At 40.6% G+C, this 12,322-nt stretch carries 22 protein-coding genes; 19 read left to right on the plus strand and 3 right to left on the minus strand.

The genetic code is table 11. The annotated features are described in order from the left end of the window. The first annotated feature begins 2 nt into the window (after positions 1-2). From JQC92_RS02510 to JQC92_RS02540, 7 genes are all read left to right on the plus strand, one after another. A complete protein-coding gene (locus JQC92_RS02510; RefSeq protein WP_204998167.1) occupies positions 3-1,064 on the plus strand; it encodes a coiled-coil domain-containing protein in 1,062 nt (353 codons plus the stop codon). Between the two features lie 40 nt (positions 1,065-1,104). Then, a complete protein-coding gene (locus JQC92_RS02515; RefSeq protein ID WP_204998168.1) occupies positions 1,105-1,296 on the plus strand; it encodes a helix-turn-helix domain-containing protein in 192 nt (63 codons plus the stop codon). Then, positions 1,293-1,571, plus strand: a complete 279-nt coding sequence (locus JQC92_RS02520) for a PapB/FocB family fimbrial expression transcriptional regulator (protein ID WP_204998169.1) — start codon at positions 1,293-1,295, stop codon at positions 1,569-1,571. The genes JQC92_RS02515 and JQC92_RS02520 overlap by 4 nt, the downstream gene beginning before the upstream one ends. Before the next feature lie 2 nt (positions 1,572-1,573). After that, positions 1,574-1,945, plus strand: a complete 372-nt coding sequence (locus JQC92_RS02525; RefSeq protein WP_204998170.1) for a hypothetical protein — start codon at positions 1,574-1,576, stop codon at positions 1,943-1,945. Position 1,946: 1 nt separating this feature from the next. Further along, positions 1,947-2,579, plus strand: coding sequence for a phage N-6-adenine-methyltransferase (locus tag JQC92_RS02530; protein ID WP_204998171.1), 633 nt, complete (start codon positions 1,947-1,949; stop codon positions 2,577-2,579). 38 nt (positions 2,580-2,617) lie between these two features. After that, positions 2,618-3,367 (plus strand): hypothetical protein, encoded by a 750-nt coding sequence (locus tag JQC92_RS02535; protein ID WP_204998172.1) that lies wholly within the window; start codon positions 2,618-2,620, stop codon positions 3,365-3,367. A gap of 247 nt (positions 3,368-3,614) precedes the next feature. After that, positions 3,615-4,256: a site-specific integrase gene (locus tag JQC92_RS02540; RefSeq protein ID WP_204998173.1), complete on the plus strand. Its 642-nt coding sequence runs from the start codon at positions 3,615-3,617 to the stop codon at positions 4,254-4,256. A 1-nt stretch (position 4,257) separates the two neighbouring features. Here JQC92_RS02540 and JQC92_RS02545 read toward each other — a convergent pair whose 3' ends face one another. Further along, on the minus strand, positions 4,258-4,533 hold the full coding sequence (locus JQC92_RS02545; RefSeq protein ID WP_204998174.1) for a hypothetical protein: 276 nt from the start codon (positions 4,531-4,533) through the stop codon (positions 4,258-4,260). A gap of 159 nt (positions 4,534-4,692) precedes the next feature. On the opposite strand from JQC92_RS02545, the gene JQC92_RS02550 reads away from it, so the two are divergent. The 11 genes from JQC92_RS02550 (at position 4,693) to JQC92_RS02600 (ending at position 9,033) form a co-directional block, all read left to right on the plus strand. Next, a complete protein-coding gene (locus JQC92_RS02550) occupies positions 4,693-5,802 on the plus strand; it encodes a DNA cytosine methyltransferase (protein WP_204998175.1) in 1,110 nt (369 codons plus the stop codon). 17 nt (positions 5,803-5,819) lie between these two features. Beyond that, the gene (locus tag JQC92_RS02555) at positions 5,820-6,089 is read left to right on the plus strand and encodes a hypothetical protein (RefSeq protein WP_204998176.1); all 270 of its coding nucleotides are present in this window, start codon (positions 5,820-5,822) and stop codon (positions 6,087-6,089) included. Between the two features lie 37 nt (positions 6,090-6,126). Continuing rightward, a complete protein-coding gene (locus JQC92_RS02560) occupies positions 6,127-6,654 on the plus strand; it encodes a hypothetical protein (protein ID WP_204998177.1) in 528 nt (175 codons plus the stop codon). 26 nt (positions 6,655-6,680) lie between these two features. Further along, positions 6,681-6,971 (plus strand): hypothetical protein, encoded by a 291-nt coding sequence (locus tag JQC92_RS02565; RefSeq protein WP_204998178.1) that lies wholly within the window; start codon positions 6,681-6,683, stop codon positions 6,969-6,971. Between the two features lie 74 nt (positions 6,972-7,045). Further along, positions 7,046-7,219, plus strand: a complete 174-nt coding sequence (locus JQC92_RS02570; protein WP_204998179.1) for a hypothetical protein — start codon at positions 7,046-7,048, stop codon at positions 7,217-7,219. 20 nt (positions 7,220-7,239) lie between these two features. After that, positions 7,240-7,497, plus strand: a complete 258-nt coding sequence (locus tag JQC92_RS02575; RefSeq protein WP_204998180.1) for a hypothetical protein — start codon at positions 7,240-7,242, stop codon at positions 7,495-7,497. Positions 7,498-7,534: 37 nt separating this feature from the next. Next, entirely contained in the window at positions 7,535-7,810 is a 276-nt protein-coding gene (locus JQC92_RS02580; protein WP_204998181.1) for a hypothetical protein, read from the plus strand. A 19-nt stretch (positions 7,811-7,829) separates the two neighbouring features. Beyond that, on the plus strand, positions 7,830-8,372 hold the full coding sequence (locus tag JQC92_RS02585; RefSeq protein WP_204998182.1) for a hypothetical protein: 543 nt from the start codon (positions 7,830-7,832) through the stop codon (positions 8,370-8,372). A gap of 14 nt (positions 8,373-8,386) precedes the next feature. Continuing rightward, on the plus strand, positions 8,387-8,587 hold the full coding sequence (locus JQC92_RS02590; protein WP_204998183.1) for a hypothetical protein: 201 nt from the start codon (positions 8,387-8,389) through the stop codon (positions 8,585-8,587). A gap of 3 nt (positions 8,588-8,590) precedes the next feature. Then, positions 8,591-8,785, plus strand: coding sequence for a hypothetical protein (locus tag JQC92_RS02595; protein WP_204998184.1), 195 nt, complete (start codon positions 8,591-8,593; stop codon positions 8,783-8,785). 59 nt (positions 8,786-8,844) lie between these two features. After that, positions 8,845-9,033 (plus strand): hypothetical protein, encoded by a 189-nt coding sequence (locus JQC92_RS02600; RefSeq protein ID WP_204998185.1) that lies wholly within the window; start codon positions 8,845-8,847, stop codon positions 9,031-9,033. 130 nt (positions 9,034-9,163) lie between these two features. Here the strand turns inward: JQC92_RS02600 and JQC92_RS02605 are convergent, their stop codons facing one another. After that, positions 9,164-9,493, minus strand: coding sequence for a hypothetical protein (locus JQC92_RS02605; protein ID WP_204998186.1), 330 nt, complete (start codon positions 9,491-9,493; stop codon positions 9,164-9,166). A gap of 135 nt (positions 9,494-9,628) precedes the next feature. Further along, on the minus strand, positions 9,629-10,867 hold the full coding sequence (locus JQC92_RS02610; RefSeq protein ID WP_204998187.1) for a tyrosine-type recombinase/integrase: 1,239 nt from the start codon (positions 10,865-10,867) through the stop codon (positions 9,629-9,631). Between the two features lie 655 nt (positions 10,868-11,522). Here JQC92_RS02610 and JQC92_RS02615 point away from each other — a divergent pair. After that, positions 11,523-12,158 carry a patatin-like phospholipase family protein gene (locus JQC92_RS02615; RefSeq protein ID WP_204998188.1) on the plus strand — a complete coding sequence of 212 codons (636 nt, stop codon included), beginning with the start codon at positions 11,523-11,525 and terminating at the stop codon, positions 12,156-12,158. The last annotated feature ends 164 nt before the right edge of the window (positions 12,159-12,322 follow it).

The raw sequence follows: 12,322 nt of genomic DNA on the forward strand, positions 1-12,322 counted from the left end.
CCATGACAGCACAACTGCCCGTAGCCATTGAAGAGCTCACCCCAAAGCAAGGCGAAATGGTGTATCTAGCCGAGCAAGGTCTACAACCATATTTCGACTACATCAAAGCCGAAGCCGCTAACGAAGTGCCAGATCTAACCACACTAAAAGGCCGTAAGCGTATCGCTTCATTAGCTGCAAAAGTCGCAAGCAGCAAAAAAGCCGTTGAAGCACCAGGTCGTGAATACCTAAAACAACTGAAAGCTCAACCAAAAATCGTAGAAACGAATCTTCGTGAGTTCGTCAATAGCTGTAATGAGTTGCGTGACCAAGTTCGCAAGCCACTCACCCAGTGGGAAGAAGAGCAAAAACGTATTGCCGAAGAGCTGCAAGCACGAGTTGACTACTTCAATGAAGAATACAGCGCAGCCGTTGAAGCGCTAGCAACGACTCCTCTACATGAAAAAGTGACTCTAATCAAAAGCGTAATTGAAGCTATTGAAGAAGAAGTCGTTGATGAAAGCTTTGGAGAACGTCAAGAAGATGCTCAAAAACTTAAAGCTGAAGTCTTAGAAAAGCTTAGCTTACTTGCCACTGGTGCCATTGTAGAAATAGACAACCAGAGAAGAGCAGCCGAAGAAGAAGATCGCAAGCGAGTAATTCGAGAAAACCAAATCGCCCTTGAAGCTCAAGAGAAAGCCAAAGCCGAGGCTGAAGCCAAAGCAAAGGCAGAACTTGAAGCCGCTGAGCGTAAAGCCCAAGAAGAGAAAGCCGCAATCGAGCGTAAAGCAGAAGAAGAGAAGCAAGCTCTAATTGCTGAGCAACAGCGAAAAGAAGCCGAAATCAAACGCCAAGCTGAACTGGCTGAGCAAGAAAAAGCGAGACAGGAAGCACAAGCCAAAGCGGAAGAAGAAGCTAAACGCCAAGAAGAACTGGCAAGACAGCAAAACATTGAACACCGTAAAGCGGTCAACAATGAAATCCTCAACAACCTAAAGGCATTAGGCGTTGAAGAACAACTAGGCAAGGCGATCATCACCGCAGCCGCCCGTAATCAACTTGGCAAAATGGTCATTAACTACTAATTCATGGGTTGGCTCCCAAGCGGAGCCATAAGGAACTCACATGGAAATAACACAAATCTGGTACAGCAAAACTCAACTTGCCGAGTATTTCGGTGTTCACGTTAAAACCCTTCGAGAATGGCGCAACGAAGGCAAGATGATAGAACCAGAGCAACAAGGCTTAATGCGCAACCGATACGACATTCGCAAAGTTGAAACCTTTTTAAAAGAGCAAAGTGGTGAAGCAGCATGAACTATCTAGCCCAAGGTCAAGAGCCACAACTGCGCATTGAGCTGTTAATTCAGCTCACTCGCATCGACTCTGATAGCGTCATAGGCGCACTGGAAGATCACTACGTCAAAGGGCTGGAAGAAAATCTTGCTTGTGATCTAAATGGCATTAAACGCTCAGCGCTTTCCAGAGCCAAAACCCGACTTGAAGAAGTGGCGCAAAAGCATGAGCAACTTAAAGAAATCGAATGGCCGGATTACTCAGCCTTCAGAAAACACATAACAGGTAAGTGTTAATTATGGAAATAGGACAAAAAATCACACGCCCATATCCATTCACCAAAGATAACTTTTTGTCAGGTTTTCGAGGTAGCGAAGGTATTGAGGATTACTGGTGCTTAGGTGCTCGAAAAGAGGAAGAGTGTGACGGAAGCGGATATGGCTACAGTGTTACTTATTGGGCTGATGCTGAGGGTGAAGTCACTTTTGAAATTCTTGCCATTGTAGAAATGCCAAGAAAGATGAAAACCAGAGTGCTATTTAAGCGAGAATTTAAACACCCTGACGGCAAAGTCACAAAGCATAGTGAAGTAAAAGTCAGCTCATTGGACAGCTTCAAAAAAATGCTAGCGAAAGATAAACCATATTGGGACTACGAGTTAGAGGGATAACATGAACAACTACACCAAGCAATTAAACGACACCAAAGCCAAAGACTTGCACCAGTTAAAAGAAGTGGGCGATCAATGGCGTACCCCTGACGATATCTTTTGGGGGATCTTCGCTAACTTCGGTCCATTTGTTTTAGATTTATTTACCGATGGTGACAACGCCAAGTGTGAACGCTTCTATACCTGTGAGCAAAATGCCCTTATTCAAGATTGGGCGCAAGACTTACAAGGCGGCAAAGCCTACGCCAACCCACCCTACTCTCGTTCGTCATACGAAGATGGTCAAGCCATTACCGGTATGCGCAACATCATCAATAAAGCCATAGCGGAACGTGAGCAAGGTGCAAAGCTCGTGTTTTTAATCAAAGCCGCTACTTCAGAAACGTGGTGGCCTGAAGAAGCAGATCACGTTTGTTTCATTAAAGGTCGTGTTGGGTTCGACTTGCCGAAATGGTTCAAAGGTAAAGACGCATCAAGCTCAGGCTTTGCCAGTGCGATTGTCATTTTTGATAAAAACTGGAAAGGATCACAGCAAGGGTATATCAGCCGTGACCAACTCAAGCAAGACGGCAATACCTTAATGAAACTCATGCAACCCAAAGGCTACCGCCCAACGTGGGACAACGTAGCGTAAATTTTTAATCCAATAAATAAGTAATAAAAGGTAACACCATGACACAGCAGCAACCTATCGCAATGGACAGCATCATTCACCAACTATCAAGCCTTGCGCAAGCACTGCCTGAAACATACAACCAAGAAGTGTTAGAGTTCAATCAGCTAATGGACGAACTGGACAGCAAAAACGCCATTATCAGCCAGTTAACTGAATCGTTAGAAAATGCGCAAAAGACCGCAGAAAAAGACCGTGATTTGATGGAAAAACAAAACCAGGTGATTGAAAAAGCAGTTGAAGTGAAAAAGAAAGACGACAACATCATCATTGGCTTACGTGCGCAACTCAAAGAATTGCAATCCATCAATCCTAAGCGCCTGATGAAAGTCAATAAAGAGCTGCAAAAGAAAAACGCTGAATTAAAGGAGTCCAACGAAGTGTTTAAAAAGCAGCGCAACGAATATGCCACCGAGCGCAACCAGTACGCCAAATCACTCAAGGCGCACACAGACAACGTGATCCACACCGATGAACACGGCAACCAGTTACGCTTCATTCCTGAAACCGTGGTATCACAAACCAACGAGTTTGACGGAGTACCAGACACGCCTATTTATGAATATGTGTGCAAGGCCAGAGGCATCATCCGTCAAGGCGTACTGCGTGATGACGGTAATATCGTGTGGGCATCGGCACAAAACTCCACGCCAACCGAAACCATGACCGCTATTGCCAAGCAACACGTTATTGCTCACTGCAAGCGCAACAAGATCAACCTAAAGCGCCAACTCAAGCAAGCCGCCTAATCGTTTCTCGCCTCTGCGGAGGCGAATGCTCTTTAACAATCAGAAATGAGCAACCCCTCGGTTTGAGCTGCTTTTGCAATAAAAGCAAGCTTGAGGGGTGTTGTTGGGCTCAGTGTAGCACAACTCGCTCTTTTGCTGGATGTGCATTTTCCGTGGAATGCTTAATTTTAGAACGCCCGTTCATCAATAATTAAGCATTCACCTCTTACTATGTCGGTTTATTCTTTTACCTGAGGAATATACTTACATGGCACTTCCTGAATTTATCGAAACATCAAAGATAAAATGGATCTTCAAAGTCATTCAAAAAGTAAATAAATTTCCAGAAAGGGAAAAATGTTTACTTGTGTTCTTCTTTGCGTCAGCTCTTACAACGCTTGAAATAAATCGAATACAGATTAAAGACATACTTCACAAGAACGGCAGCATTAGAAAGCGATATGAAGTTAAAGGCGAAATGGCTAGAACCGCTTATATATCAACTAGAATGAGACAAGACATATCGCCATACCTGAACTGGAGAGTTAAAAACAAAGTTGGATTAGGTGATCACCCTGACCATTACTTAGGTTTGGAACCTGACGATGCCCTATTTTTCACTTCTCAAGGTAAACCGTTCTCAATAGTTCGAAAGAAAACAACCGTCGGCAGTGATACTTATAGCTGTGATGCACTGAACAGACACATTAAAAAACTATTGAAAGATGGCGGCATTGAATCACCAAGCATACTATCAGGCCGCAGAACTTACGCTATTAACTTACACAGAAAAGGTTTTGACGAGTCGCACATTCATGCAATGTTGGGAAATAAGTCAGTTGAAACAACTAAGAAACTGTTATCAACCGACCCTGTAGATATGTCATTTATTGCGAGTCAGGCTTTTTAAATCAACTTTGATTTAGTTTGTAAATCTCGCCTAGCGTTACATCGTTCAAACTCAGTTTATCAGCACATAGCCCGATAAATTCACCAGACAAAGCGCCTCTATTGATTAAGTTAATCAGGCGTTTTTCTTCGTTCACTGTAGGCTCAACGCCATATAGCAAGCGATACATTGCCTTGTAGCCGCCTAGCTCCTTTCGTTTCTCTTTTAAAAACGCCCGTAATGCTTCCACATACTCAGGGTTGTCGGTGATCTTCTTAGGCAATGTCTTAGCTTCCAATGTGCGATTCTCGCAATAGTAGTCAATCGTTAAAAATAAATCAAAAATGATTTAAAAACGATTGGAAATAAATCAACTTTGATTTATAGTGTATACATCAACTTTGATTTATTCAACTTGTAATACTAGCCTGCGGTGTTGCTTTAACTAAGGAACAAAATGAAAGTATTAAGTCTATTTGATGGTATGAGCTGCGGCAGAACAGCACTTGAAAAGTTAGGCGTTAACGTTGAGCGCTACTATGCCAGTGAGGTAGATAAGCACGCTATAACAGTCGCTCAAGCTAATTGGCCTGATAATGTTCAGCTAGGTAATGTCACGAACTGGCGCAACTGGGACATTGATTGGTCTGAAATCGATTTGTTGATTGGTGGCTCGCCTTGCCAGGGATTCAGTTATGCAGGTAAGCAACTCGCATTTGATGATCCCCGGTCAGCGTTATTTTTTGAATACGTCAAAATCCTTAATCACATTAAGCAAGTGAACCCTGATGTTAAGTTCATGCTTGAAAACGTGAAAATGAAAAAGGATTACTTAAAAATTATTTCTGACATGCTGGGCTGTGAGCCAGTATTTATCAACTCTTCTTTGGTGTCGGCTCAAAGTCGTCAGCGTTACTATTGGGCGAACTGGGATTTTATTATTCCTGAAGATAAAGGCGTAAAGCTGATTGATATTCTTGAACGTGATTTACCTTCTTGCGGTTTGGGCGCTCGAATTGTCGGACGCAGACTGTCTGCGTCTGGTAAGCGTGACGATTACAACAAAGACATTCCAATTGAGCAATATATGGAAGTGCGTTTTGATGAAAAATCTAACTGTTTAACGACCGTCTATAAGGACTCAATGGTTCCTCTGGTTGAAACCAAAGATAGATTAAAAGTTCGCTTTAAATCCAAATGCTTAAGAGTCGGAGGTCGTGGTAGCCCGTTAAATTCAAAACAAGAATGGGATTCACCGTTTGTAAAAGTCGATAAGAAATTAAAGGTTAAAAATAATCAAACTAAAGCGTCATGTTTAACCGGTGGCGCTCATAGTGGTGGCAATCACTCGGATATGGATATCTTAGTTATTGAGCCGAATGTCTGCCGCCGCTATTCGATTACTGAATGTGAACGTCTGCAAACGTTGCCTGACGGTTACACGCAAAACAAAGGTGTGAGCAATAGCCAGTGTTACAAAATGCTTGGCAATGGCTGGACGGTTGACGTTATCGCTCACATATTAGAACCACTTGCCGCCAGCGTTTCACGCTCCAAAGCGGCCTAATTCACGGAAAATTGCTGATGCAAAAGCCAAAATTTTATTGCCCTTATTGCAAGTCAGAAATGCTCTCTGATGGCAGTCGCCACGTTAACGACAATGAAGCGTGGGAGGCGTTTAATTGTGACTTTCCGCATTACTCAGATCCAAAGCCTCTTATTACTGAGCTAGAAATGAAGCAAGGTCAACTGCCCGTTTTAATGAAAAAAAGACGGATGATTTCAAAAGGCATTAAAGAAACAAAAGAGAGAATTGCAGAACTTGAGCAATTCGAAGCTAACAATAATCAATAGACGGAATTTTGAATCTACTTACAGTACGGAGTAAGAAATGGAAATCGACTTAGATAGTGTATATGGGGACGGTTGGTATGACGGCTTTCTCTACGCTAAAAAGATAGCAACAGATGAAGATTCGTTTAGCGGGATAGAAGATTGCTCAGAGACTGATGTTCTCGAAATGTCTGAGCGTGCCGAATCTGAACAGCGCACAAGAAGAAATAAATGGAACAAGCCCGACACCGTTCCAAATGTAGAAAAAGGCGAAGAAAAGCTATTTTGGATTGCGGTTAAAAGTGAGTTTCTTAATCCACATACAAAGCGAGTTGAATTCAAAACTATTACCTTCCTTGCTCATTATCAAAATCGGCCTCTTGAATATGATGCTAATGAAGAACTAATCGAGCGTGACGATTACTTAATTGATATTGATGGTTGTCCGATAGGTTCGGTCGGCTGGGTTGAGAATAAACGTCATTGTGAATTTGAGGACTTTTACGAAAAGATTGATTTCAATAAAAACTATCAATTGCTCGGTTGGGCTAATTATCAAGCACCAAATTTTGTTGAACCAGTTTAACTAAACGGAAAATTTAAGGAATAAAAATGGCAGCATATTGGGATTATCAAGAGCTTGCGGGTGCAGCACTTGGATTAACAGAAGAACAAACAGAGAACATTATCAACGATAATGAGGACTTTGATACTCCATTGATGGAAAAGTTCGGTGTTGACTTTGAGCAGTTCATGAGTGTTGCCGAAGCTCTTTTAAAGCTGACGCCAACTATTCAATCAGCAATAACAAACGATGTTCACAATGCTTTCGTTCGTCAGCTTGGAGAAGGGAATTGCTGCGCAATCGTGAAGCAAGAATATGTTGAACCCAAAACTAAATAATTTACTAGGAAAATTTGCTACCGACATACGTGTCGGTGGCATAAGTTAACAAACTAAATTTAAACGGAAAATTTATGGCTTTTTATTTTGCTGTTACAGATAAAAAAGGGAAACACATCCAAGTTGATCAAAAAACTGGTCAACTGGAAATTTATGAATCAAAAGACGATGCGGTAGCGAGTATTAAAATCGTTGACTCGCTGGATTATAAAGTTCTTATGATACAAGTTAGTAAACCAGAAATTTAATTACGGACGGAAAATTTTTTATGTCAAAAATCACACAAGAACAATGGAATGCAATGAATGACTTGCAGAGATATGAATATTTGTCAGATGGCGACATTTTCATTCATAAGCAAGTTGGCATTCGAGCTGATTCAAAAGTAAATGATGATAATTCGTGTGTTGTTTCTTTTGTTGCATTCTGTAACGGGGTTCGTGTTAGTAACGAACAACCGACTAATACAGCAGCTATGAAGCAAGCTACTCAGTTTATCGAATCACTAAAAGGCCAAGCGGCCTAATTCACGGAAAATTGCCACTACTTCAAAGGAGATAGAAATGGCTTCAGTAAACGCAACAATTAACGATAGTGACTTAATTATCACTATTCCCGCTGAATATTTATCTAACGCTTTCGAAATGGGCGTAACAACAAATGTCACAGGTAATGTCACTGACGAACAAGAAATGTTAAAGCACTTTGCTCGTCAAATTGAATCTGGTGATAACGACTCGCATTTTGGGCGGTTCATTGATGCTGTTTGCGAAGAAGCTCTTGAGGGCGGTGAACCATTTGTTGATTGTGATGATTACGCAGACAACGACTGTTGTTAATTACGGACGGAAAATTTTTATGTCAGAAGAAATGGATATGCCTTGTCCTTGCCCGAACTGCGGCAACATCGTTGAAATGGATGATATGTGTAATCATCCAGAAGATTTTAAAACTATGGTTTGTGATAGCTGTTACGACAAGCTTGAAGAAGAAATGAATAGCGGTCAGACACAAGACCATTTTGGAAACGTGCTGAGTTATCGTTTTATATCAGATGAAAGCACTATTTACTTTTCAGTTAATGGTGAGTCATTCAGCGAATGGAATATTGAAGATTGTGATCCTGATATGTCATTCAATTATTTTGTTGAAAGCTGGAATAAAACACAGGCTATTACTCTGCGTTCAATTAAGTTGAAAACTACCGAAATAGCTGAATTTGTTATTCAGTCTGAAACTGGTGGCGAAAGCTATTCATGTGAGGATGTTGAATTAGTGCAGTCAGAGTTGAGTCACGTTGAAACTCACTTGAGCAACTTGGCTACGACTATAGAACCAGAACAGGAATCTCAACTAAGCGAAACGCTACAAAATCGCTTAGATGAATACTTAAAATCTTAACTCGGAAAGTTGCTGTGACTAAAGACGAAGCAATAAAGCTAATGGAATCAGGCGAAAAGCTGACTCACGAATCATTCACCAGTAATGAATGGGTAAAAGGTTTAGGTAACGGGATGCTTCAATTTGAAGATGGTTGCCTCTGCCCTTCTGGTGAGTTTTGGTTTACTCGTAAAGACGAATGGTGGCTAACTGGCTGGTCAATATTTGAGGGTTAAATTATGGCAGATCCAAGGCGGCATAAATCAGAAAAGCCGACCAAGTTTCATAAGGACTGTCAGCGTTGTGGGCAAACGGTCAAAGCTAAATACTGGCTCAGAAAAGTAGACGGCTTACCGTTTCGCCCAATCTGCCCTGATTGCAATATTGAAGCGCAAAGTATGCCGATCAGCTCCACATATAAATCCGGAGCTTGACATATAACGTCCGGAGCTTAACGCATAAAGTCCGGAGCTTGACATATAAGAGTAACGAAATGTCGAAACAAACTAAAATCACCACTGATAAAGCAATGAAGATTGCAAAAGAGCAAGGTTATGAGTTCAGTGGTTTTGTGTTGGTAAATGATAAAGGTGAACGAGCGATTGTTGAAAATGGCGCAGTTCGTCACTTATCTAATGAAGAAATGTGGGAGTTGATGCACTCACCTGTTGAGGAAGAATAAACGAACATGGATAAAGTACAGATTAGCTTTTGGCTCTACTACCCCACGCTTGAAAGTATGCTGAATTACTTCTCAATCGGTGTAGCCCTTACGACTTTGCATTTCATCATTTGCCTAAAGATGAATATCTTTAAACGAAAAACCAGCCACTTTCGCTTTGTCGGATTCTTTTTTGCGACAGCGCTGGTATGGCCGCTACTGTTTTATGCGTGGCCTGTGTTTTTGAAAAAGTATTACAAGCAACGTAAACAATCCACGGAAACGTAGAGAGAAGATACATGAAAAACATCATTGTAATATTGTTAGTAATATTAATCTCTGGCTGCGCTGATAGCGTGTCATTTAATACAGCTGCCAACATGGAGCCCGTCGGTTTTTGGTATGGGTTGTGGCATGGGTTCATATTCCCATTTGCATGGGTTGTTTCTCTATTTAGTGACAGCACAGCTGTATATGCCATTTATAATAATGGAGGGTGGTACGATTTTGGTTTCTTTTTGGGTGTTTGCGGTTTTTCTTCTACAGCGTATTCAAGCAGTTAGTTGCATCATTAAGGAACAAAAAACAAAGCCCCTCGATGTAGGGGCTTTTTTATTTACACGGCTTTTTTGATATCTACAACATTAGACTGAGTATCTGGCGTAAGGATCTGGCTCAAACATTTAAACCATGCTCGATAAGCTACGGCTTGCTCTTCCAAATAATCATACTGATCATAAATAGAACGCACACCTGTCAATACATGGCCTAGTGCTATCTCTGCAATATCATTGGTGGTTAAACGGGACATTCGAGTTCTCACTGTTCTGCGAATATCGTGAACCGTCCAAGGCTCCATATCTATATCTTTTTTCTTTTTAGCCCAACGAATAATACCTATCGGGTGATGCTCAAGCCCGCTGGTTGATAAGCGCTCACCATTTATAGACAGTAAATATTCACCTGGGGAAAGCTCCATAGCTTTTTCTACTAATGGTAAAATTTCATCAATAATGGGGCGTTTTAACGCATCATTAGTAAACCGCCCTGCTTTGTGATTTTCCTTTGGAATAGTCCAAACTTTGTTTTTTAAATCAAAGTCTTTTTTCTTTGCAAGACGTAACTCAGAACCACGGCACCCAAAGTGGAACAGTAAATGAAGAGTAATAATGGAAATAGGTCGAGTTTTCATTTGTTCAATAGCTTCAAAGCAGATCCTCATTTCATCATCGGTCAACACTCGCTTTCTTCTATTATCTGGAAGTTTTAAATCTGACTTAGCTTTAATTTCAATTAAGCTATTAACTTTAACAAGTTGGCGCTTTCTTCCCCAACTGGTCATTTGTTTTGTAATGACAACAGCATGGCGAACAGTACCAGGGTGTTCTTTGGCTAACTGCTCAAAAAGAAACAGCCACTCGTGAAGCGTCACTTTATCACTAAGTATTTTTCCGACTTTGGGTGATATGTGGATCTCAAAAATACGTTTCATCGGCTTAGGATATTTATAATGCTGAACACAATAGTTTTGATACCACTGTTCAAAAAGCTCATTAACTGTGATCGCTTCTTGGTTTGCTCTTTTCTGAGCATTTCTTATAGCCCTCGGATCATGACCTTTTTCAAGTTGCGCTCTTAACTCTAAAACTTCTGTTCTCACTTCTTTTAGAGAAGTTTGCGGATAAGAACCAAGATCAAGCCGACAAGGTTTACCTGCATGTCGAAAGCGCATCTGGAAAACAACCTTACCTTTTCTTGTGACTCGAACACTTAAACCGTCCCTGTCAGCCTTTTCTATTTGCTTGTCTGACTCCTTGCCACTTACTGACTTCAACCATGAATCTGTTAGTGCCATAACTCCCTCGCTCCAAGAACAAAACAATATGTACACACTTATGTACACATTTTTATAGTTAACCAATGTTTCAGAATGTTCTTTAATGTTATTTTAATTATTGCATATCCGCAATAATAAAGGGCTGTACAGAGGGGAAATGTTGCGTAATGTTCGGGATCGTTTTCATCGTGCTAGTTATAAAAGATAAACCACTAAAAACCTACCTTTGATCACATTTTTGTTGTGAAATATTCCCTTTAGCAATGACACAACCTCTTATGTACTTTGAGTGTGTAAAAGAATGAACATTTCTTTGTAAAAAGACCATTCGCATGATATAAATTCAGCCGTGTTGCCTTTAAATGTTTATTGCCATGCAGCAAATTTCCAAAATCTTAATTCAGAAGTGAAAACAATAATCAAGATTACAATGCAATGATTCTGATGCTATTTTAAAGTTTCCTTTTTATTTTATTGTGCGCAAAAATTAAAGCTTTAAACATAACGACCAAAGATTAGAAAAGCTAATCAGACATGTTTGGCATCTCTTCAACCAAACATTTTAAAGTGATATATAAAGACAATCGAAACAATGTTCATACCCTGCTAATAAAAGTTTTATTCGGCGTTTAAAAACACGCATACCATTGCTCTGATTAACCGATAAGATACTATGTCACCTTTACAAGTTTCTATCGAAGCCGGCTTAGCCGCTTTAAGCTCATACTTAACAAGTGAGGGCCAATACACCATATGTATAAATAATTTCGATTATGAGGTTTCATTTAATAGTGATGGTGCAGTTGAATTGGTTAAATTTATTGAAAACTCGCAAGACGAGGCTGACGCTTTTTCTTTTGACTATTTTTTTCATAAAGAGGCTTCCGAAATAATAAAGTCTACCCTCAATGACAGAGGGCTTATAAAAAGGGGTTATATTGACAGAGTCAGAGAGGAAAGAGAAAGTAACCCTGAACTCGATTTTATGGGATTGTGCATCGGTGGAGGTGGAGCAAAAGGTCTGGCACTACCTGGGATTATTATGGCTTTAGGCGAAAAAAAACTGATGGCCATAGAAGAAGTTGTGGGAGTTTCCGTTGGGGCTGTTATCGCATCAGCTTTAGCCTTTGGCGTTACACCATCAGAACTCGTTGAGCTTGGTGATGTGCAAGATTTATCAAGTGTTGGAATAAACCATACTTTTTTAAAGACTATGTTTGATAAAATAGTGACTAAACAACTCGGTCCTTATGTTGAACAAATCAGTACATTTCTTGCAAATAAAGGCTACCCTCTAGATAACAGGTAACTACTCAATAAGTTGTGGTAGTTCGAGATCCTTGCAACACCAAATCCCCCAGTAAAGGGATGGTATTTTTAAGAGAAAGCCTGTCATTTAAAAACGCCCAAAATGACAAATTTTGTTTTTGGCAGGTTTTACGCAAACTTGAAAAGGTGTCTCGACATCGGCGT

The sequence above is a fragment of the Parashewanella hymeniacidonis genome, assembly GCF_016900895.1.
Taxonomy (GTDB): domain Bacteria; phylum Pseudomonadota; class Gammaproteobacteria; order Enterobacterales; family Shewanellaceae; genus Parashewanella; species Parashewanella hymeniacidonis.